Here is a 21,645-nt window from a genome sequence, read left to right on the forward strand (position 1 = left end):
GACCATAAAAAAACCCTTTCGAAAAAGGAAAGGGTTGATTTATAATTATTTGAATTTAGAACTATTTTTGTGCCTCAAATTTATTAATCAGTAAATCCATCTTTTATTTAAATTCTTACGATTAACATTTAGGTTGATATAATAAAAGTGCGATTAAATTAATACTTTTTTAAATTGAAAATATCTTCTTCTATTTTTCTAACTTCAAGTTGTTTTTTGGTAATTTTTACTTCAAACTTGCTATTTTCTACTGCTGACAAATTCCCCTCATTTTTTTTCTGTTCAAATTTTTCTTGAAGTCTAAATAAATCTTTATTGGCATTAACTAATCTTTGATTTAGCTTAATTTCTCTTTTTTTAGCGTCGTTTCGTTTATCATTATTTTTGGAAATCGCTCTGTTTTCTTTTTGAATTTGCTTTTGCTCTTTTTTAAGTTTTTTTTGAGCTTTGGCTAATTCTCTTCGCTCGTCGGTGGCTCTATTATCAATTTTTTTCTGTTCTCTACTGATTTTCTTTTGATCTTGAATGTCCGATTTAAGTTGAGATTTTTTTTCGTTGATGTTAGCTTTACTCGATTCGATTTTTACTTGAGCAGAATCAACCACAATTGTAGTCTTTACTTCTTGCGCCAATGAAATACAAAATGTAAATAAACAAAGTACACAGCTAGTTAGTTTTTTCATGATAATTTTAGATTAATTTTTTACTAACAAATGTACAATTGCTATCATTTATAATTATTACACAACTTCTATTAAAATTTACACATTTACAGGTTTAATAATAACTTTAATTTAAGTATTTAAGGTGGTCCGATTCAGTTTGAGTTTTAACTAAAAAAACCTTTCAAATAAACACTTGAAAGGTTTTTGTATTACCACATTAAAATTTCTAATATTCTCTATTCGCATCAAATGCTTCAAGATATTCAGCTACTCGTTTTACAAAACTTCCGCCGAGCGCTCCATCTACAACTCTGTGGTCATAACTGTGCGACAAAAACATTTTTTGGCGAATGCCGATAAAATCACCTTCCGGAGTTTCGATAACGGCTGGTACTTTTCTAATCGCGCCTAAAGCTAAGATTCCCACTTGTGGTTGGTTGATAATCGGTGTTCCAAATACTGAACCAAAAGTTCCCACATTCGTTACCGTATAAGTTCCGCCTTGTGTATCGTCCGGTTTTAGTTTTCCGGCTTTAGCTCGGTTTCCTAAATCGTTTACGGCTTTGGCCATGCCTACCAAGTTCAATTGGTCAGCATTTTTAATTACCGGAACTATCAAGTTTCCGTTAGGCAACGCAGCGGCCATACCAAGATTGATGTTTTTTCTTTTGATAATAAAATCACCGTCTACTGAAATATTCATACCCGGAAAATCTTTCAAGGCTTTCGCAACTGCTTCCATGAAAATTGGCGTAAAAGTTAACTTTTCTCCTTCACGTTTTTCGAAAGCATTTTTAATGCGGTCTCTCCATTTTACGATATTGGTCACATCCACTTCGATAAACGATTGTACGTGCGCTGATGTTTGCACGGAAGCGACCATATAACCGGAAATCAGCTTGCGCATTCTGTCCATTTCCACAATTTCATCACCGCCGTTTACAGAAACCGGAACGGCTTGAGTTGTCGGTTGTTGGTTGTTGATTGTTGGCTGAACTATTTGACTAGTGGCTAATGGCTTTTGCCTATTGCCTATATATTTTAAGATGTCTTCTTTGGTTACGCGTCCGTCTTTTCCGGAACCGGCAATGTTTTCCAATTCGGCAACAGAAATTCCTTCCGCTGTCGCAATGTTTTTCACCAATGGCGAGAAAAATTTATCAGACGATTTAAAATCGGCCGGAGCAGCATTGGCTACAGCGACTTCAACAGTTTTAGAAACTTCAGCAACAGGTGAAACCATTTCTTGAGCAACCGGCGTAACGGCAACGCTTCCACCTTCGGTTTCAATGACAGCAATAGTTTGCCCTACTTTTACCACATCATTTACCTGGAATAAAATTTCGGTTAAAATACCCGAAACTTCGCTTGGCACTTCGCTATCTACTTTATCGGTAGCGATTTCCAATACGGCTTCATCAGCGTCGATTTTTTCACCTACGTTTTTCAACCAATTGGTAATGGTTGCTTCTGCAACGCTTTCTCCCATTTTGGGTAATTTCAATTCAAACTTTGCCATATTGATAATCTAAAGTTGTATTTTGTTGTTTCGTTTGCAAAATTAATAAAACAAATTAGGTTTTAACTTTAATTCTATAATTTTTTACTACAAAACGATTTGTGTTTTATTCTCAAATTATAATCACTTCTCCTCTATCGTCGCTGCTATTACTTCCGATAATAAAGCTACTTTCGACTGGTAACAATTTAAAAGTAAGCGACTTGATTTTGTTTTCTTCCAAAAAGACAATGGCTTTTTTAAAACCTAAATAGTTGGTATCCAAAATCACCTCTGTATTTTTTGCCTTCGAAATCGTTTGCGAAATTACTATTTTCCCGTTTTCTAATGGTATTCTTTCAACACTTTTTTGCAATTTTAGGACTAATTTTTCTTTTAACGCTTCATTATCAGAAACTAAAATGTATTGAGCGGGTTTGACTTTAGGCTTCGATTTTCCTTTAAAAACTTTTACTATCGAAAAATAAAAGGCTCCGAAACGCGCCATGAGATTGAAAAATACCGAGCGTTTGAAATGCTTTTGGTAAAAGAAATTCATAAACTCTCTGAAATGCTTCATATAAGTTGCATCTTTCACCGTACTTTCCCCTTTGTAATGAATGACTGTCGTTTCGTGAAAATAGTAGTTCTGTTTTTGCAACAACAAAGCACGATACGATAAATCAATATCGTCGGCATACATAAAGCAATTTTCGTCAAAACCTTCTAATTGGTTGTACAATTCGCGCTTCATTATCATAAAAGCACCCACAAGAATGTCCACTTTTCCGGTTTGGTTTTCGGCTAAATGTTGGGCGTAATATTTATTGAACAAAGTCGATTTCGGAAACATTTTATACAACCCGAAAATCTTGGTAAAAGCAACCCAAGGTGTTGGAATACCGCGTTTACTTTCGGCTAAAAAGTTTCCGGTACCGTCGATTAATTTGCAACCAATGATACCAGTGTTCAGTTGCCAGTATTGAGTATTAAGTATCTTTTCAAAGGTGTCCTCTGCAACAACGGTGTCCGGATTCAAAATACACAAATAATCGCCTTTGGCTTCTCTAACGGCAATGTTGTTTCCTTTTGGGAAGCCCGAGTTTTCTTTGTTTTCGATGAGTTTTATATGTGGAAAACGTTGTTTCATCATGGCGCAACTGTCATCCGAAGAATGGTTATCGATGACTATAATTTCACCGTCAATATTTTCAAGTGCTTTTTGCACACTCAAAACACATTGCTCTAAAAAGTAGCGCACATTATAATTAAGGATGATGACGGATAGTTGCATTGGGCAAATATAATAGATTGTTAGATTATTAGATACGGCTACGCCTTTAGATTGTTAGAAATTTGAGTTACTTTTGCCGAAAAGTTATAGTTTTCATTTAAAACATAACTCCTAATTTATAACTCATACCTCAAAAGTGAATTACCTTTCAGTAGAAAATATATCGAAATCCTTTGGCGAAAGAACGTTGTTTGCTAACCTTTCCTTTGGTATCAACAAAGACCAAAAAATCGCCTTTATTGCCAAAAACGGTTCGGGGAAAACCCAGATTATGAAAATGATTAATGGCGATGACGAGCCGGATACCGGTCAGATTATCATTCGCAAAGGAATCAAAATGGCATTTCTTTCTCAGAACAACAATCTGCAAGACGAATTGACGATTGAGGAAAGTATTTTCGCTTCGGATAACGAAATTTTGCATGTGATTGAACAATACGAAAAAGCGTTGGAAAACCCGGAAGACGAGGAAAAATACCAATTGGCTTTCGACGAAATGGACCGCCACAACGCTTGGGATTTTGAAACGCAATTCAAGCAAATTTTATCCAAACTAAAGTTAGACGATTTAAAACTGAAAGTAAAAAGTCTTTCCGGTGGACAAAAAAAGCGTTTGTCTCTTGCAATTATTCTAATCAATCGTCCGGATTTATTGATTTTGGATGAGCCAACGAATCACTTGGATTTAGAAATGATTGAATGGTTGGAAAGTTATTTTGCCAAAGAAAACATCACGTTATTCATGGTGACGCACGACCGTTTCTTTTTGGAACGTGTTTGCAACGAAATCATCGAACTCGATAACGGAAAATTATACCAATACAAAGGCAATTACTCTTATTATTTGCAGAAAAAAGAAGAGCGAATCGCCATGGAAAACTCGAGTATTGACAAAGCGCAAAACCTTTTCGTCAAAGAATTGGCGTGGATGCGACGCCAACCCAAAGCGAGAACGACCAAATCAAAATCACGCCAAGATGATTTTTACGTAATTAAGGAAAAAGCAGAAAGTCGTCGTAAGGAAAACGTAGTTGAACTCGAAATCAACATGGAACGTATGGGCAGCAAGATTATCGAGCTGTACAAACTGAATAAAAAATTCAAGGAGAAAACCATATTAGACAACTTTACTTATGATTTCCAACGTGGCGAACGCATTGGAATTATTGGTAAAAACGGTACCGGAAAATCGACTTTCTTAAACATACTGACCAAAACTATGCTTCCCGATTCGGGTAAAGTAATTATTGGTGACACGATTAAAATTGGCTATTATACCCAAAGCGGTATCAACCCAAAACCGGGACAAAAAGTCATTGACATCATCAAAGAATACGGCGAATACATTCCGTTGACGAAAGGAAAAATCATTTCGGCGTCACAATTGTTAGAGCGCTTTTTGTTTGATGCCAAAAAACAATACGACTTTGTAGAAAAACTAAGTGGTGGCGAATTGAAGAGACTTTATTTATGTACGGTTTTAATTCAGAATCCGAACTTTTTGATACTCGATGAGCCAACGAATGATTTGGATATCGTGACCCTAAATGTCTTAGAAAGTTTTCTTTTAGATTATCCCGGATGCTTGCTTGTAGTTTCTCACGATAGATATTTTATGGATAAAATCGTGGATCATTTGTTCATTTTCAGAGGCGAAGGACAAATTGAAGATTTTCCCGGTAATTATTCTGATTTCAGGGCGTATGAAGATTCGGCTGAGCCAAAAAATTTATCAAGCGTTTCTACTGAAAAAACGAATTGGAAACAAAATAACCCAACGACTTCGGGTTTGAATTTCAACGAGCAAAAGGAATTCAGCAAAATCGAACGCGAAATCAAAGATTTAGAATACGAGAAAAAGCAAATCGAAAACCAATTCGCTGAAGGCAAAGTTGCTGACGCTGACATCACGAAAAAAGCCAACGAATTGGAAGTAATTATTAAAAAACTGGAAGCTAAAGAAGAGCGTTGGTTTGAACTTTCGAGCAAAATGGAATAAATTATTTCACAGAGATTCACAGAGAAAAATGAGTCTCACAGAGAGAAAATCTGTGTATCCCTGCTTAAACTCCGTGAATCTCTGTGTAACAAAAAATAAATGTTACAGCTAATTAAGTCATATTTAAAATTCCTTTGGAACTCCAAAAACGAACACGGAGTGCATTCACCGTTTGTGTTTGACTTGGTGACCAAATGTTTTTATGATAAAAAAAAATACGCTGAATACTCTATCTTAAAAAGCTACAGAAAATCGCTTTTAGGAAATACAAATACAATTGATGTAACTGATTTTGGCGTTGGTTCCAGAATTTTTAAAAGCAATACCAGACAAATTTCAAAGATTGCCAAAACCGCTGGAATTTCTCCAAAAAGAGCCGAATTATTGTTTAGAATTACAAAGTATTTCCAACCGGACACGAGCGATAACGAACCGGAGAAGCAAAGTATCTTAGAAATTGGCACTTCATTAGGATTAGCGACTTCAGCATTATCATTAGGGAACCCGAATGCCAAAATTACCACTTTGGAAGGTTGTAAAAACACCCTTAACCAATATCAATTGCAATCCCGAAGTTTCGGAACAATGTTCAATAATGTTGAATGTGTAAATATTGAATTTTCAAGCCATCTAAAAAATTATCAATCGTCAATTATCAATTATCAATTGATTTACTTCGACGGCAACCATTCCAAACAAGCTACTTTAACCTATTTCGAACTTCTATTACCAACAATTACCAACGAAACGGTGTGGATTTTCGATGACATTCATTGGTCGGCAGCCATGGAAGAAGCTTGGGAAACAATAAAAAATCACCCAAAAGTTACGGTAACAATTGACACTTTTCAATGGGGAATTGTTTTCTTCCGAATCGAGCAGGAAAAGGAGCATTTTGTGATTAGAGTCTAAGTCTAATTTTTGACAAACTTATGGTTGATTATCTTACCATTGGTTAAGACTGATACGATATATAATCCTTGTGCCAAATCCTGAACATTTATCTGTGTGAAGTTTCCGGTTTGTTCCAAAACTTTTTTTCCGGTTATATCCACTATTGAAATCTTTTTGATTTCCGTAGCTGTTGAAAACTGAATATTCAAAACGGATTGTGTTGGATTAGGATAAATTGAAAAAGTGGCAATACTATACTCTTCTTCGGATAAATTTGTACAGTTAATTCCCATGGGAGAAAGAGAAAATGAATCCGGAATCGCAACTAGATTATCTCCCCATATTGAAAGAGAATCATCTGTTTTTAAGGCTACTGTATGCCATTGACAGGAAGAGCTGAATTTCCAATTAGTCTCAGTTCCTATTTGTGTTAAAATTAGCTTATCATCAGTAGTGCCATCTCCTAGTAAGCCATTGTAATTATCACCACAACCCCATAAAGTCCCATTATTTTTTATGCAGATAGTATTGAATGAACCGGCGCTTATACTTTGCCAAGTAGTATCATTTCCTATCTGGACCAAGGTGTTTCTGGAGTTTGTGGTTCCGTCGCCAAGTCTTCCGTCATAATTTGATCCTGTACTATAGACAGTTCCATTAGTTTTCAATGCTATTGAATGGTAATCACCGACAGATACATCTTCCCAATCTGCAGCCGTTCCATTTTGAATTGGCACAAGTGAATTTGTATTATTTCCATTACCAAACTGTCCGTAAGCATTATTTCCCCATACCCATAAAGTATGATTGTTTTTTACAGCCATTGTATGTGTAGAACCAACAGAAACTTTTAACCAATCTGTAGCAATTCCTATTTGCGTGGGAACATTTCTATTAATCATTGTTCCATCTCCCAATTGCCCATACATGTAATTTTGACCCCAACCCCATAATGTCCCGTTATTTTTTATCGCCATAGCTGTCCAGTAGGCTGTAGATATTTGTTTCCAATCTGTTGCTGTTCCAATTTGAGTTGGAACAATTTTATTAACAAAAGTACCATCACCTAATTGACCTTCAAGATTATAACCCCAAGCCCATAATGTTCCATTATCTTTAATGGCTAAAGTAAATACTTGTCCGGCTGAAACCATTTTCCAATCAGAGGAATTTCCAATTTGGACAGGACTGGCTCTATTGGTTGTAGTGCCATCCCCCAATTGTCCATTAAAATTGTAACCCCATCCCCATAAGGTTCCATCATTTTTTATTGCTAAAGTGGTAAGGGAACTTGTAGAAACAGTTTTCCAACACTGAGCATTTATCTTAAAACAAATCAAAAGCAACAATAAAACAGAATATTTCATCTTCAAGAAACGAGTAGATTTATTCTATAAAAATAAGAAAATATTTCGAAAAGTAAACAATTCAAAAAATTACAACAAAAAAAAAGGCAATCATCCCTGATTGCCTTTTTCCGAATTAATAAACCAATTCAAAAAAATTATTCTTTCGCTTCTTCATTTTCTCTTGCCTTTGCTCCTATTCTGTTCATTTTGAACATGGGTGCAAATTTGAATTTGATTGAGGCAATTTTATTGTTGTCTTCTGAAGACAAGCCTTCTTTTTCTACTGTATTTTTTCTACTGTCTAGTGCTTCATAAATCAATTTTACTTCATCATAATCTTCTCTGGTGAAATTTTCTTTATTGTTTTTATAAGCATCAAAGAAAGTTTGGTAAGTATCTAAAATGTTGTCTTTATTTACCCAACCAAAATTCATATCTTCTCCCAATTTACCGGCACCAAAGAAAGTATCTCTAAGTCTTTGATTAGGATTAACTTTAACCGGAACTTTTGCAGTTTCCACAGAAGTTCTGATTACAAAATACCTAGCATTGATAGAATCTAATCTGGCCTGATTTCTAGGCTTAATATCATCTCCTAAGATTGCTATAGCTTCATTTGATTCTGCTGTTCTTCTGTCATAATCAGCAGCAATTTGTTCCCAATTGGCTTCAGCATCCTCTGTTTTTACATTTTCAAGCGAATCTACATAGCTTTCTAAAGCCGCTATTCTTTCGTCTGCAGCTTTTTCTGAGTCATTGTTTTTACAAGAGACAAAGCTTACTAATGCAGTAAAAAATACTCCATATCTAATTATTCTGTTTTTCATCATTTTAAGTTTTAATGTTAGTGTAAAATTAGTCAGGATAACCTTCTAATCCATTACACAATTATCTACAATAGTTGTATAATTCCTTGATTCAAAATTGTGCGGCTGTTTGTAACATTATCTTTATATTTACTACTTATTTGACAAATTCAATTTTCAGCAAGCAATGGCAAATCCTTTAATCAACATAAAGAACCTCAAACGTGATTTCCAATTAGGAAGCGAAACCATCTACGTTTTAAAAGGCATCGATTTACAAATCAACAAAGGCGAATATGTAGCGCTAATGGGACCATCAGGTTCCGGAAAATCTACATTGATGAACCTTTTAGGCTGTTTAGACACCCCAACTTCAGGAACTTATATCTTAAACGGAAAAGATGTTAGCCAAATGCACGACGATGATTTGGCAGAAATCCGTAACAAAGAAATCGGATTCGTATTCCAAACCTTCAATCTTTTACCAAGAACTACGGCATTAGACAATGTAGCCTTACCTATGATTTACGCCGGTTTTTCTAAATCTGAAAGAAACATACGAGCTACCGAAGTGCTGACACAAGTAAATCTATCGGACAGAATGGATCACCAACCCAACCAACTTTCAGGTGGACAACGCCAGCGTGTTGCCATTGCCAGAGCTTTGGTCAACAAACCTTCCATCATTTTGGCCGATGAACCAACAGGAAATCTCGACAGTAAAACCTCAGTCGAAATTATGAATCTATTCAACGACATCCACAAAAACGGCAACACCGTAATTTTGGTAACCCACGAAGAAGACATTGCTAAATATGCTCATAGAATCATCCGTTTGCGCGATGGCATCATCGAAAGTGACACGCTAAATGTTGATCATTTGTAAAAGTCAGGAGCGAAAGTTTAGGGCTTTATCAGCAATCCATGTTCCTGTCTCGTCAGAATGACGAGAGGCTAGCTAGTAATCCTTTTGTATTCTTGTTAACAATACAAAAACTTAGTACCTTAGCGCCTTAGTACCTTAGCACCTCATAAAAATGAAACAAGCCTTAATGGCGAGTTACATCGAATACCAATAACAAATAAAATCTAATGAGATGAAAGTCTATACCAAAACCGGCGACACCGGAACCACCGCTCTTTTTGGCGGAACCCGCGTCCCAAAACACCATATCCGTATCGAAAGTTACGGCACTGTTGACGAACTTAACTCTCACATCGGCTTGATTCGTGATCAAGACATCAATCAATTGTATAAAAATGTTTTGATTGAAGTTCAGGACCGACTTTTCACCGTTGGCGCCATTTTAGCCACACCACCTGAAAAAGAAGTTTTGAAAAACGGACAACCTCGGCTAAATATTAACCGCATTTCCGAAGAAGACATTGCGCTTTTAGAAAATGAAATCGACAGTATGGATACCGCTTTACCACAAATGACACACTTTGTCTTGCCTGGCGGTCATACTACAGTGTCATATTGTCACATTGCGCGCTGTGTCTGCCGTAGAGCCGAACGCTTAGCAGTACATTTACATGAATTAGAACCTACCGACGAACAAGTTATCAAGTACTTGAACCGACTTTCTGACTACCTTTTTGTCTTGGCACGGAAGTTGTCCTTTGACCTTCAAGCGGATGAAGTGAAGTGGATTCCGAGGAAATAGTGTTCAGTAATCCGTAAACAGTATTCAGCCGTTTATCTATGAAAAACTGACCACTAATCCCGAAGCTTCGGGAGACCACTGACCACTAAAACAAGACGTTCTTAAACTTACTAAAAAATAAATCAAAAAAAACTTGACTTTTTCAGTATAAAATTTATTTTTGCATAAACTAAAATCGACAGAAGATGTATTGGACATTAGAATTGGCATCCTATTTAAGTGATGCGCCTTGGCCAGCTACCAAAGATGAACTTATCGACTATGCTATACGAACAGGAGCTCCACTAGAAGTAGTAGAGAATTTACAATCGATAGAAGACGAAGGTGAAATTTACGAATCTATGGAAGAGATTTGGCCGGATTATCCAACAGACGAAGATTACCTTTGGAACGAGGATGAATATTAAAAAATATACAATCACAACAGAAAAAAGTCCATTGAGGGCTTTTTTTTTGTTTAAATTTGCACTCCTTCATCAGGAAAACTAAAACATAAAAATACAAACCCATTATGAGTTTCATTAATAGCATTATTAAGGCTTTTGTAGGCGACAAATCGCAAAAAGACGTCAAAGCAACGCAACCTTATGTCAATAAAATCAAAGCTTTAGAACCTGTTTTAGCCGCTTTGTCTCACGATGAATTGAGAGCCAAAACAGCCGATTTTAAAGAAAAAATAAAACAAGCCCGCGCCAAGCAAGACGCCGAGATTGAAGCCAAAAAAACATTAGCAGAAAACACCGTAGACATTGACCAAAGAGAAGATATCTATATTGCTATTGATGCTTTAGAAAAAGAAGCTTACGAAATCACAGAAAAAGTATTGAGTGACATCCTTCCCGATGCTTTTGCTGTAATCAAAGAAACCGCTCGTCGTTTCAAAGAAAACACTTCTATTACCGTTTCGGCTACACCAAAAGACAGAGAGCTTTCTGCTGCAAAATCTTATATCACTTTAGAGGGTGACCAAGCCATTTGGGCTAACTCATGGAATGCTGCCGGAAAAGAAATTACTTGGGATATGGTGCACTACGACGTTCAGTTGATTGGTGGTATCGTATTACACGAAGGTAAAATTGCCGAGATGCAAACGGGTGAAGGAAAAACATTGGTAGCAACATTGCCACTTTACTTAAACGCTTTGACCGGAAACGGCGTTCACCTTGTAACGGTGAATGACTATTTGGCGAAACGTGACAGTACTTGGAAAGCACCACTATTTGAATTCCACGGATTGACTGTAGATTGTATTGACAATCACTCGCCAAACTCAGATGCCAGAAGAAAAGCCTACGAAGCCGATATTACTTATGGAACCAATAACGAATTTGGTTTCGACTACTTGCGTGATAACATGGCCCATTCGCCGGAAGATTTGGTACAAAGAAAACACAATTATGCGATTGTCGACGAGGTCGATTCGGTATTGATTGATGATGCTCGTACGCCATTGATTATCTCCGGTCCGGTTCCTGATGGAGATCGCCATGAGTTCAACGAATTGAAACCAAAAATCGAAAACCTTTATAGCTTACAACGTCAATTGGCCAATGGATTCTTAACTGAAGCCAAACGTTTAATCAAAGAAGGCAATACTAAAGAAGGTGGTTTCCAATTGTTAAGAGCGTATCGTTCGTTACCAAAAAACAAAGCTTTAATCAAGTTTTTGAGTGAAGAAGGTATGAAAGCCCTTTTGCAAAAAACTGAAAACGAATACATGCAAGACAACAACCGCAGAATGCCGGAAGTAGACGAAGCGATGTATTTTGTAATCGAAGAAAAAAACAATCAGGTTGAATTGACCGATAACGGAATCAAATTCTTATCCAAAGATACTTCTGATGATTTCTTCGTTTTACCGGATATTGGAACTGAAATTGCCAACATCGAAAAACAAAACTTAGAAAAAGACCAAGAAGCAGAAGCTAAAGAAAAGTTATTCCAAGATTTTGGCGTAAAATCAGAAAGAATTCACACGCTGACACAATTATTGAAAGCATACACTTTGTTCGAAAAAGACACCGAATACGTGATCATGGACAATAAAATCCTTATTGTTGATGAGCAAACCGGTCGTATCATGGATGGTCGTCGTTATTCTGACGGATTGCACCAAGCCATTGAAGCCAAAGAAAATGTAACGATTGAAGCCGCTACGCAAACCTTTGCAACGATTACTTTACAGAATTATTTCCGTATGTACAGCAAATTAGCCGGTATGACGGGAACAGCCGTTACCGAAGCCGGTGAGTTATGGCAGATTTACAAATTAGACGTAGTCGAAATTCCAACCAACAGAGGAATGGCACGTCAGGATAAAGAAGATTTGATTTACCGTTCGGTTCGTGAAAAATTCAATGCCGTTATCGAAGATGTAACCCAGTTATCTCAATCGGGAAGACCGGTTTTGATTGGTACCACATCGGTAGAAATTTCGGAATTATTGAGCCGAATGTTGAAAATAAGAAACGTTCCTCACAACGTATTGAACGCGAAATTACACAAACAAGAAGCACAAATTGTGGAAGAAGCCGGAAAACCGGGCGTTGTAACTATTGCAACGAACATGGCCGGACGTGGAACGGATATCAAGTTGACACCGGAAGTAAAAGCGGCCGGAGGTTTGGCCATCATTGGTACGGAACGTCACGATTCACGTCGTGTTGACCGTCAGTTGCGTGGTCGTGCCGGTCGTCAAGGAGATCCGGGAAGTTCACAGTTTTATGTGTCTTTGGAAGATAATTTGATGCGTTTATTCGGTTCCGACAGAGTAGCGAAAATCATGGACAGAATGGGATTGAAAGAAGGTGAAGTCATCCAACATTCCATGATGACCAAATCGATTGAACGCGCTCAGAAAAAAGTAGAAGAAAATAACTTTGGTACTCGTAAGCGTTTGTTAGAATATGATGATGTGATGAATGCACAACGTGAAGTGGTTTACAAACGTCGTCGTCATGCTTTGCACGGAGAGCGTTTGAAACTGGATATCGCCAATATGATGTATGATACTTGCGAATTAATCGTAGGCGAAAACAAAGGCAGAAATGATTTCAAAAACTTCGAATTTGAATTGATTCGTTACTTCTCGATTACATCGCCAATTTCGGCAACCGAATTTGATAAATTATCTGAAGTGGAAATTACGGGTAAAGTATATAAAGCCGCTTTAGCCTATTACACCGAGAAAACCGAAAGAAGTGCTCGTGAAGCTTTCCCAATCATTGCTGATGTTTACCAAAAAGAAGGCAACAAATTTGAGCGTATTATTGTACCTTTTTCAGACGGAATTAAAACACTGAATGTGGTAACCGATTTGAAAAAAGCTTTTGATTCTAACGGAGTTCAATTGGTCGCCGATTTTGAAAAAAATATCACTCTAGCCATTGTGGATGAAGCTTGGAAAAAGCATTTACGCAAAATGGACGAATTGAAACAATCCGTACAATTAGCGGTTCACGAACAAAAAGATCCGTTACTGATTTACAAATTGGAAGCATTCAAATTGTTTAGTGCCATGCTTGATGGTGTAAATAAAGAAGTGATTTCGTTCTTGTTCAAAGGCGATTTACCTCAGCAAAACCAAAACATTCAGGAAGCGCGACAAGTACGTGAAAAACAAAATTATACTGAAAGCAAAGACGAAATCGAAAGCAGCGAAAGCGCGAATCGCGAAGCCAGTCAAGCTGCACAACAACGACCACAAGTAACGGAAACCATCGTGAGAGAAACTCCGAAAATCAACCGTAACGATACTGTGACCATTAAACATGTGATGAGTGGCAAAACAGAAACTACCAAGTACAAAAAAGCCGAAGGCATGTTGGCCACCGGCGAATGGGTTTTGGTGAATGACTAAATAATATTTAGTGTTCAGTTGAACTTTCTAATAAACAAATCCTCAACGGTTTAAAACTGTTGGGGATTTTTTGTTTTTCTGAAATACTGTGAAATAAACAAATATGATGTAGAATTATACAAATATACTCTGGCCAAATAAATTACCTTTGCGCGCTTAAATAGAGTACCTTTACAAGAATCAGTTCTTCCTTATTTATAACCCAATACTACATTTACATTGAAAATACACATTAAATACATGGTTTCGCTTCGTTGCAAATTGGCCGTGAAAGAAGAATTAGATAAATTAAAATTAAAGCACACCGCGATTGATTTAGGCGAAGTAACTCTCAAAAAAGACATTCATGCAGAGGATAGAGAAGCGCTTCGCAAAGCATTGTTAAAAAAAGGTTTGGAATTAATCGATGACAAAAAATCATTGCTCATCGAAAGAACCAAAAATGTTATTGTAGAATTAGTCCATTACGCTGAAGAACATCCGAAAGTCAATTTTTCAGAATATTTGAGCCAAGAACTAGACTACAATTATACGCATCTTGCCAATCTTTTTTCAGAAGTTACCGGAACTACTATTGTTAATTACATCATTTTAAATAAGATAGAGCGTGTCAAAGAATTGCTTTTATATGATGAATTATCGCTTACTGAAATAAGTTTCTTAATGGACTATAGTAGTGTTTCCCATTTGTCAAACCAGTTTAAAAAAGTAACGGGACTTACACCAACGTATTTTAAAAAAATGAAACAATACAAAAAACGCATTCAGCTCGAAGAATTATAAAAGACATTCTTTTGGTTTTAAAACAATCCTCAACGGTTCAAACGGTTGGGGATTTTTTTTGATAATGCAAATTCATTTTCATTCATATAATACTGCGATATAATAATGAATCACTGCGACATATTAATAAAAAGTATTTTAATGTGTCGCAGTGCTTTTTTAATGTGTCGCAGTGATTTTTTAATGTGTCGCAGTGCTTTTTTAATGTGTCGCAGTTATTTTTTAATGTGTCGCAGTGATTTTTTAAACTGTTGCTTTGGTAAAATACAATTAAGCCTCTTTTTTTTGAAATATCGCAATTAAATTATAGTATTTTGCTTATGTATTTTTATATTTATACCTTTACTTTATTCGTATTAAACTATGAAAACCAATGTGGTATGAAAAACAAACGCATAATAAGAACTTATCATCTGACTGATGCCGAACTGGTGACAAAGAGTAAAGAAAAGTTGCGCTTTATGAGAAGAGATGCTGTTCATTTTGCACAATACGGTATAACCGAAAGTGAATTTGAAATGCTTGAGCAACAGATTGAAACCTTTTCGGACTGGGAAACTGATATTGAGGTCAAAGCGATACAAACTGAAATTACGTTGGCAAAAAAAGCTAAAGCCGATGCAGTTATAGAAGCCATAAAAAAGGTGATGACTATAGTAGGACTAAAGTTCAAAAAAGGAAGCGCCATATATAAAGCTTTTGGCACTCATAAATTAGCATTGCAAAAAGAAGCCGACTTGCATTTGACCGCCAAACTAGTTGTTGAAAGAGGATTATTACACATGTCCGAACTGTCTGTTCACGGACTAACTTTGGATCAACTCAATACCATTACCGCCTTAAACAATGAGTATTTTGACGTATTGCTCAATCAAAAAGTAGCACAAGCCAATAGAAAAAACTGCAATAATGATCGCATACTGTTAGGCAATGAAATTTATACTAAGTTGAAGCGTTATACTACTTTAGGACTTTCCATTTGGAGAACCAAAAGCGAGGCCATGTATAATGATTATTTGATGTATGATAAAACAAATGCAAAAGAGATATCTTAAACACAATCCTCAATAGTTCATACTCTTGGGGATTTTTATATATTTGAAAAAACATACACCATGAAATTAAAACTAACCGTAATTGTTGCCTTATTATTTGCCCAAATAACATTGGCTCAAGATTTGGCTTCTTTAAAAGAAGGCGCACAAAAAATCTATTTGGCCACCGCGACTTTAGACTATGATGCCATCTTGGACTCTACTTATCCGAAGGTTTTCGAAATCGTTTCTAAAGAACAAATGAAAGAAATACTAATTGAAACTTTCAATGGGAATGAACAAATGAAAATTAAGCTACTCAATGTGGCGCCTAATTTTGAATACGGAGAAATAAAAAAAATTGGCGACCAAAACTTTTGCTTAATTGATCATAATCTGGAGATGGAATTAACCCTCACAGAAAAAATTGAAGTCGAAGAAATTGAAATGATGACCGACCTGATGAAAGCTGCAATGGAGTGTGAAAAAGTAACTTTTAATCAAGAAACCAATTCTTTCTATATAAAGAAAAAAGCCACCATGATTGGAATTGCTGATGCTGCCACAAAAAACCAATGGAAATTTATCAATAAGGATAAAGAAAATGTACTGGTAAACAAACTATTCAGTAATAAAGTGGTTACCGCATTGGGCATGTAATGCTAACGAAATTAATCCATTAAATAATTTAATCCTCAATAGTTCAAACTGTTGGGGATTTTTTATATTTGAAAAAATGATTCGCAATTATGAAATCTAAATATCTTTCCTGTTTATTGCTGCTTTTCGCTTTCAATGGCTTTTCGCAAAGCACTGAAAAGTTAAAAACGGCAGCACAAAATCTCTATGAAGCTAATTATTTAATGGATTTTGAAACCATTGTTAATTTGTCATACCTGCCAATGGTGAACCAAATCGGGAAAGAAGTCATGCTTGAAAAAACAGAGCTTCATTACGAAAATGAAGAATACCGATTGCGGTACCAGTTACCTACTGTTCCACTTCAACTTGGACCAATAAAACAACTTAACGGTAAATCGTTCAGCGTAATAACCATCCGTATTCCAAAGCGTTACTTTTTTGAAGCCCAATTGACTTCCGAACAAGCCACTGAAAAGAAAAATTGGTTACAAGAAGTGAACCATACCAAAGACGTCACATTTGAACCGACCAGAAACAGTTTTAATGTGAAGAAAATAACAACTTTTATAGCGGTGTTTGATGAAACTACTGATGGTGAATGGAAGTTCTTCAACTTTGACAATCAGGAGCAATTAGTTTCTTTCTCGTCTCTTTTTGATGAAAATGTAAAAAGGGCTTTGGGCATTAAATAAATAGTTTTACCTTTACTTATAACATTTGATACCAACCTAAAAAGTATAACCATGGCAAAAGGAAAAGACGTTCAGAAAGCGGCTAAAAAAGAACCTCTGAAGACCGCAAAAGAAAAAAAAGAGGAGAAAAGAGTAAAAAAACAAACTCCTAAAAGAGATTAAGAATAACAAAAGCCATCAAATATTACTACTTGATGGCTTTTTTATTATAACTAAACTAAATATTAAAACTTGTATCCGGCACCAATAAATACGCCACTTACACTTACATCACCCATCCCTAAAGAGTATTTGGCATTTACATCAATTTCTTCCGTAATATCATAGGTTGCCCCAAAATCGATATTCAACTTCAACTTGTCTTCTTCAAAATCACTAAAATAATTCAAACTAGGACCCGCTAACAAACCTATTTTTTCAGCAACAGCATATTTTACCAATAGCGGAAGACTAAAGAAGTTAGAATCTGAAATCGCCACATAAAGTAATTCAGGTTGAACTGAAAATTTTTCAGACAATCCAATATTAGCAAATCCTCCGAGGAAAAAACCGGTTTCGGATGCCGAGGCAGAAGTTCCCATAAATTTAACTTTAACGGTCGCAAAATCAACACCTGCTTTCACTCCGTATTTTACTTCCTGAGCTTGCGCAAAAAAAGTTCCGGCCAATAAGACTGCTGTAAAAAGTAATTTTTTCATCATAATATGTTTTTAATGTTATGAAGCAAAACTACTTAGCCACTATACCAATTGAAATACGGCAAATGCCTTATTTTTATAACTCATCAGGAAAAATCTTCCCCGGATTCAATATATTATTAGGGTCAAACACACGCTTGATACTTTCCATCAATTCTAAATGGGTTCGCGTGAAAGCAATGTCCATAAAGTTTTTTTGTACATAACCGATGCCGTGTTCACCGGATAAGGTTCCTTTAAGCGAAACCGTCAATTCAAATATTTCTCTGATGCCAAGTGGCACTTGTGTTTGCCAATTGTCATCGGTCATATCGCCTTTAATGATGTTGACGTGCAAATTTCCATCGCCGGCATGACCATAACAAACCGATTTAAAACCATACTTTACGCCTATCCTCTTAATTCCTGACAATAATTCAGGTAACATATATCTTGGGACAACGGTGTCTTCCTCTTTGTAAACCGAATTCGATTTCACGGCTTCCGCTACAGAACGACGCATTTTCCACAAGGCATTTTTCTCGTCCTCCGTATCAGCAAATAAAACCTCATCGATTTCAAATTGTTCTACTACAGCCAAAATTTTCTCTGCTTCCTGCATCAAAACCTCGGGATAATTCCCATCAACTTCAATTAACAAATGCGCTTGATGTTCCGGTTTGATTGGTATGCTGATGCCTTCCACAAATTGCAAAGTCCAATCTATCGCATCGCGTTCCATGAACTCCAAAGCACTCGGTACAATTCCGGCGCGGAAAATGGCGGAAACGGCTTCACAAGCTTCATCGGCTTTGAAAAACGGAACCAACATTAAGACGTTGTGATTGTTTTTAGGTAAAAGTTTTAAAACGGCTTTGGTGATTACACCTAAAGTTCCTTCGCTTCCCACCATCAATTGGGTCAAATTATATCCGGTAGAATTTTTTAAAGTATTGGCACCTGTCCAAATGATTTCTCCATTAGGCAAAACCACTTCTAAATTCAGCACATAATCTTTGGTTACACCATATTTGACCGCTCTTGCGCCGCCAGAATTTTCGGCGATGTTACCGCCAATCCAACAACTGCCCATGCTGCTCGGATCCACAGGATACAACAACCCTTTTTCAGAAACCATTTCGCGTAATATTTGGGTAATCACAGCCGGTTCAACGGTTACTTGCAGATTTTGCTCATCAATTTCAATGATTTTATCCAAGCGTTCCATTGACAAACCGATACCTTGATAAATGCTCAATGCACCGCCACTCAAACCGGTTCGGGCACCAATAGGTGTTGTTGGAATTTTATAATCGTTGGCCAATTTTAAAATGGCTGAAATTTCTTGAGCATTTGCAGGTTTTACCACAACACTTGGCGGAAAAACATAATCTTCAGTTTCGTCGTGACCGTAATGATTTCGGGTTTCTTGGTCGGTAAAAATATTAGTGTCGCCAACTATGGCAGTTAGTTTTTGAATTATTTCGGGATGAAGTGACATGGTGTAAAAATTGAGAAGTAAATATAATTTATTTCACAGAGATACACAAAGAAGTACTGAGATTCACAGAGAATTTATTGGGCATTTTTGTTTTTCAAATTGGGAAGATAATAACAGATAATTCCAATTAGCGGTAGAAAAGAACAAACGTGATACACATATTGAATCGAAGTATAATCGGCTAAAGTGCCTAGTAAAGCCGAACCCAAAGCGCCCATTCCAAAAGCAAAACCATAAAACAATCCTGAGACCATGCCGAGTTTTCTAGGCAATAATTCTTGGGCATAAACCAGTATTGCCGGGAAAGCGGAAGAAATGATGATTCCGATGATAATCATTAAAACATCGGTCCAAAACAAATTGACATAAGGCAATAATAAAGCAAAAGGCGCCGCACCAAAAACTGACAACCAAATCACATATTTGCGTCCGATTTTATCGCCTAAAGGTCCGCCCATAATGGTTCCGGCCGCATAAGCAAACAAGTAAATAAACATGTGAAATTGTGCTTCTTTGATGGAAAGATTGAATTTGTCCATCACATAAAAAGTATAATAGGTTGACAAACTCGCGGAGTAGAAAAATTTGGAAAAAATAACAATTAACAAGATTGCAATCGCCCATTTCACTTTGCTTTTGGACAAACGTTGAAAATCAGCAAACACGACTTTTTTAGGTTGGCGATTGATCAAATGGTCACGGTACCAAAAAGCAATCTTACTTAGAATTCCCAAACCGATTGTCGCCGCAATGATAAACCAAAGAATGTAGACTTGAGAATTGGGCACCACGATTAAAGCTACTAACAAAGGACCAAGTGCCGTTCCGAAATTACCGCCAACTTGAAAAATAGACTGGGCCAAACCACGTCTTCCGCCCGAAGCCAAATTAGAAATTCGCGCTGATTCCGGATGAAAAATAGACGAACCGGTTCCGATTAGCATTACCGACAGTAATATCCAATAGAAATTATCGGCAAACGAAATCGAAATGATTCCCGCCAAGGAAAACAACATGCCATAAATCTGAGAAAAAGGTTTTGGATGTTTGTCGGTATAATAACCTACGAAAGGTTGAAATATCGAAGCGGTCAACTGGAACGCAAACGTAATCAAACCGATTTGTGAAAAGGACAAATTATAATTCTGCTTTAGAATAGGATAAACCGACGGAATAATCGCTTGGATTAAATCGTTGAGCAAATGCGCAAAACTGATAGAAAAAAGAATCGAGTAAACCGTTTTTTGGGCTAAATCTTTATTTTTCGACGAAACATTTACAATCGTGTCCATTTAAAAAGTCGTTAAAATGAAATACCAAAAAGCCAAAGATATAAACGACAACGGAATTCCGATGCCGACCATCATACTGCTTAATTTAGGTTTTAATCCGTAATTGGAAGCCAAAATCGCTCCCGTAATCATTGGCGCCATCGCCGATTCCATGATGGAAACATCAACCACTAATCCATCTCCGCCCAAAATAACTTTGTATAACAAAACGAAAACTGCCGGTGTAATGATTAATTTGAATAACAATCCTAATCTTAAGAATTTCCAGTGCTGACTATCTCTTTCAATTTTTAATTGCAAACCAACGGCAATCAAAGCCACCGGAGTAACTGTCGCACCGAGTTTTAGAAACACCGTTTGGAATTGGTCGATAAAATCAAGTTGGAGCAAGTTCATTACACAAGCCAAAACAAAGGCTATGAATGGAGGAAAAAGCAATATCTTCTTGACGATTTCACTTCGGTTAGGATCGCCTTTGGCAAAAATTCCGGCAGTGATGATTCCGAGTGTGGTCATCACGACAAACGAACCGGTTTGGTCAACAATAATCGCGGTTTTTAAACCTTCGTCTCCGTAAAGGGCTTGAATGATAGGAAAACCAACAAAAGACGTATTGCCTAAACCTGCGGTAATAATCAAACAGCCTATCAATCGATTAGGCCAACCCATTTTTTTTCCGATAAAATAGAAAAAAACGAATGACAATAAAAAACCAATCCAAGCAACGCCTAAAGGATAAAGCAAATCTGTTGAAATGCGAACTTTTGGAATATAATACAATGCCAAAGCCGGCAAAGCGATATAGATTACGAATTGGTTTAGGGCTAAGTGTCCGTTTTTAGGGAAAGCTGCGATTCTTTGCATGCCCAATCCCATAATCAAACAAAGAAAAACTAGTAGAATGTTATCCATTCGAAGTGTAAAATTATTTTGCAAAGGAACGGCAAAAAAAACAAACAGCCGAAAATTGAACACTAAAGGTTTCTTAAAAAA

Annotated in this window: 19 protein-coding genes; 10 read left to right on the forward strand and 9 right to left on the reverse strand. The window is 36.6% G+C overall.

All coding sequences use genetic code 11. The features are described from left to right. Window positions 1–158: 158 nt before the first annotated feature. The 3 genes from B3C16_RS10515 to B3C16_RS10525 all read right to left on the reverse strand — a co-directional run bounded on the left by B3C16_RS10515 (window position 159) and on the right by B3C16_RS10525 (window position 3,457). The gene (locus B3C16_RS10515; protein WP_291131453.1) at window positions 159–683 is read right to left on the reverse strand and encodes a hypothetical protein; all 525 of its coding nucleotides are present in this window, start codon (window positions 681–683) and stop codon (window positions 159–161) included. A 208-nt stretch (window positions 684–891) separates the two neighbouring features. Continuing rightward, a complete protein-coding gene (locus tag B3C16_RS10520) occupies window positions 892–2,184 on the reverse strand; it encodes a dihydrolipoamide acetyltransferase family protein (protein WP_291131455.1) in 1,293 nt (430 codons plus the stop codon). Window positions 2,185–2,296: 112 nt separating this feature from the next. Then, window positions 2,297–3,457: a glycosyltransferase family 2 protein gene (locus tag B3C16_RS10525; protein WP_291131457.1), complete on the reverse strand. Its 1,161-nt coding sequence runs from the start codon at window positions 3,455–3,457 to the stop codon at window positions 2,297–2,299. Window positions 3,458–3,593: 136 nt separating this feature from the next. On the opposite strand from B3C16_RS10525, the gene B3C16_RS10530 reads away from it, so the two are divergent. Both B3C16_RS10530 and B3C16_RS10535 read left to right on the forward strand, forming a co-directional pair. Next, window positions 3,594–5,456, forward strand: coding sequence for an ABC-F family ATP-binding cassette domain-containing protein (locus B3C16_RS10530; protein ID WP_121313172.1), 1,863 nt, complete (start codon window positions 3,594–3,596; stop codon window positions 5,454–5,456). A gap of 99 nt (window positions 5,457–5,555) precedes the next feature. Next, window positions 5,556–6,368, forward strand: a complete 813-nt coding sequence (locus B3C16_RS10535; RefSeq protein WP_291131460.1) for a class I SAM-dependent methyltransferase — start codon at window positions 5,556–5,558, stop codon at window positions 6,366–6,368. 2 nt (window positions 6,369–6,370) lie between these two features. Here the strand turns inward: B3C16_RS10535 and B3C16_RS10540 are convergent, their stop codons facing one another. Beyond that, entirely contained in the window at window positions 6,371–7,717 is a 1,347-nt protein-coding gene (locus tag B3C16_RS10540) for a T9SS type A sorting domain-containing protein (RefSeq protein ID WP_291131568.1), read from the reverse strand. A gap of 137 nt (window positions 7,718–7,854) precedes the next feature. Then, the gene (locus B3C16_RS10545) at window positions 7,855–8,526 is read right to left on the reverse strand and encodes a hypothetical protein (RefSeq protein WP_291131461.1); all 672 of its coding nucleotides are present in this window, start codon (window positions 8,524–8,526) and stop codon (window positions 7,855–7,857) included. Between the two features lie 166 nt (window positions 8,527–8,692). Here B3C16_RS10545 and B3C16_RS10550 point away from each other — a divergent pair, with 166 nt between their 5' ends. From B3C16_RS10550 to B3C16_RS10585, 8 genes are all read left to right on the forward strand, one after another. Beyond that, window positions 8,693–9,391, forward strand: a complete 699-nt coding sequence (locus B3C16_RS10550) for an ABC transporter ATP-binding protein (protein WP_121313169.1) — start codon at window positions 8,693–8,695, stop codon at window positions 9,389–9,391. A gap of 211 nt (window positions 9,392–9,602) precedes the next feature. Further along, window positions 9,603–10,172 (forward strand): cob(I)yrinic acid a,c-diamide adenosyltransferase, encoded by a 570-nt coding sequence (locus B3C16_RS10555; protein WP_121313168.1) that lies wholly within the window; start codon window positions 9,603–9,605, stop codon window positions 10,170–10,172. A gap of 185 nt (window positions 10,173–10,357) precedes the next feature. Further along, entirely contained in the window at window positions 10,358–10,579 is a 222-nt protein-coding gene (locus B3C16_RS10560; protein WP_002986941.1) for a DUF2795 domain-containing protein, read from the forward strand. Between the two features lie 104 nt (window positions 10,580–10,683). Further along, window positions 10,684–14,031: a preprotein translocase subunit SecA gene (secA, locus tag B3C16_RS10565; RefSeq protein WP_291131466.1), complete on the forward strand. Its 3,348-nt coding sequence runs from the start codon at window positions 10,684–10,686 to the stop codon at window positions 14,029–14,031. Window positions 14,032–14,250: 219 nt separating this feature from the next. Further along, window positions 14,251–14,814, forward strand: a complete 564-nt coding sequence (locus B3C16_RS10570) for a helix-turn-helix domain-containing protein (protein ID WP_121313166.1) — start codon at window positions 14,251–14,253, stop codon at window positions 14,812–14,814. Between the two features lie 380 nt (window positions 14,815–15,194). Continuing rightward, window positions 15,195–15,869: a hypothetical protein gene (locus B3C16_RS10575; RefSeq protein WP_291131469.1), complete on the forward strand. Its 675-nt coding sequence runs from the start codon at window positions 15,195–15,197 to the stop codon at window positions 15,867–15,869. 60 nt (window positions 15,870–15,929) lie between these two features. Continuing rightward, window positions 15,930–16,508: a hypothetical protein gene (locus B3C16_RS10580; RefSeq protein ID WP_291131471.1), complete on the forward strand. Its 579-nt coding sequence runs from the start codon at window positions 15,930–15,932 to the stop codon at window positions 16,506–16,508. A gap of 89 nt (window positions 16,509–16,597) precedes the next feature. Beyond that, a complete protein-coding gene (locus tag B3C16_RS10585) occupies window positions 16,598–17,182 on the forward strand; it encodes a hypothetical protein (RefSeq protein WP_121313163.1) in 585 nt (194 codons plus the stop codon). Between the two features lie 224 nt (window positions 17,183–17,406). On the opposite strand, the gene B3C16_RS10590 is transcribed toward B3C16_RS10585, so the two are convergent. The 4 genes from B3C16_RS10590 to B3C16_RS10605 form a co-directional block, all read right to left on the reverse strand. Further along, a complete protein-coding gene (locus B3C16_RS10590; RefSeq protein ID WP_291131473.1) occupies window positions 17,407–17,880 on the reverse strand; it encodes an outer membrane beta-barrel protein in 474 nt (157 codons plus the stop codon). Between the two features lie 76 nt (window positions 17,881–17,956). Then, a complete protein-coding gene (locus tag B3C16_RS10595; protein WP_291131475.1) occupies window positions 17,957–19,360 on the reverse strand; it encodes an FAD-binding oxidoreductase in 1,404 nt (467 codons plus the stop codon). A gap of 74 nt (window positions 19,361–19,434) precedes the next feature. Then, window positions 19,435–20,652, reverse strand: coding sequence for an MFS transporter (locus tag B3C16_RS10600; protein ID WP_291131477.1), 1,218 nt, complete (start codon window positions 20,650–20,652; stop codon window positions 19,435–19,437). Then, window positions 20,653–21,564: an AEC family transporter gene (locus B3C16_RS10605; RefSeq protein ID WP_121313158.1), complete on the reverse strand. Its 912-nt coding sequence runs from the start codon at window positions 21,562–21,564 to the stop codon at window positions 20,653–20,655. Window positions 21,565–21,645: the final 81 nt, after the last annotated feature.

This window comes from Flavobacterium sp. UBA7682 (assembly GCF_002482945.1).
Taxonomy (GTDB): domain Bacteria; phylum Bacteroidota; class Bacteroidia; order Flavobacteriales; family Flavobacteriaceae; genus Flavobacterium.

What these genes read in the sequence shown, in the direction of transcription:
- B3C16_RS10515 (WP_291131453.1), bottom strand. Translation starts at nt 683, where the DNA reads ATGAAAAAACTAACTAGCTGTGTACTTTGTTTATTTACATTTTGTATT.
- B3C16_RS10520 (WP_291131455.1), bottom strand. Translation starts at nt 2,184, where the DNA reads ATGGCAAAGTTTGAATTGAAATTACCCAAAATGGGAGAAAGCGTTGCA.
- B3C16_RS10525 (WP_291131457.1), bottom strand. Translation starts at nt 3,457, where the DNA reads ATGCAACTATCCGTCATCATCCTTAATTATAATGTGCGCTACTTTTTA.
- B3C16_RS10535 (WP_291131460.1), top strand. Translation starts at nt 5,556, where the DNA reads ATGTTACAGCTAATTAAGTCATATTTAAAATTCCTTTGGAACTCCAAA.
- B3C16_RS10540 (WP_291131568.1), bottom strand. Translation starts at nt 7,717, where the DNA reads ATGAAATATTCTGTTTTATTGTTGCTTTTGATTTGTTTTAAGATAAAT.
- B3C16_RS10545 (WP_291131461.1), bottom strand. Translation starts at nt 8,526, where the DNA reads ATGAAAAACAGAATAATTAGATATGGAGTATTTTTTACTGCATTAGTA.
- B3C16_RS10550 (WP_121313169.1), top strand. Translation starts at nt 8,693, where the DNA reads ATGGCAAATCCTTTAATCAACATAAAGAACCTCAAACGTGATTTCCAA.
- B3C16_RS10555 (WP_121313168.1), top strand. Translation starts at nt 9,603, where the DNA reads ATGAAAGTCTATACCAAAACCGGCGACACCGGAACCACCGCTCTTTTT.
- B3C16_RS10560 (WP_002986941.1), top strand. Translation starts at nt 10,358, where the DNA reads ATGTATTGGACATTAGAATTGGCATCCTATTTAAGTGATGCGCCTTGG.
- secA (WP_291131466.1), top strand. Translation starts at nt 10,684, where the DNA reads ATGAGTTTCATTAATAGCATTATTAAGGCTTTTGTAGGCGACAAATCG.
- B3C16_RS10575 (WP_291131469.1), top strand. Translation starts at nt 15,195, where the DNA reads ATGAAAAACAAACGCATAATAAGAACTTATCATCTGACTGATGCCGAA.
- B3C16_RS10580 (WP_291131471.1), top strand. Translation starts at nt 15,930, where the DNA reads ATGAAATTAAAACTAACCGTAATTGTTGCCTTATTATTTGCCCAAATA.
- B3C16_RS10585 (WP_121313163.1), top strand. Translation starts at nt 16,598, where the DNA reads ATGAAATCTAAATATCTTTCCTGTTTATTGCTGCTTTTCGCTTTCAAT.
- B3C16_RS10590 (WP_291131473.1), bottom strand. Translation starts at nt 17,880, where the DNA reads ATGAAAAAATTACTTTTTACAGCAGTCTTATTGGCCGGAACTTTTTTT.
- B3C16_RS10595 (WP_291131475.1), bottom strand. Translation starts at nt 19,360, where the DNA reads ATGTCACTTCATCCCGAAATAATTCAAAAACTAACTGCCATAGTTGGC.
- B3C16_RS10600 (WP_291131477.1), bottom strand. Translation starts at nt 20,652, where the DNA reads ATGGACACGATTGTAAATGTTTCGTCGAAAAATAAAGATTTAGCCCAA.
- B3C16_RS10605 (WP_121313158.1), bottom strand. Translation starts at nt 21,564, where the DNA reads ATGGATAACATTCTACTAGTTTTTCTTTGTTTGATTATGGGATTGGGC.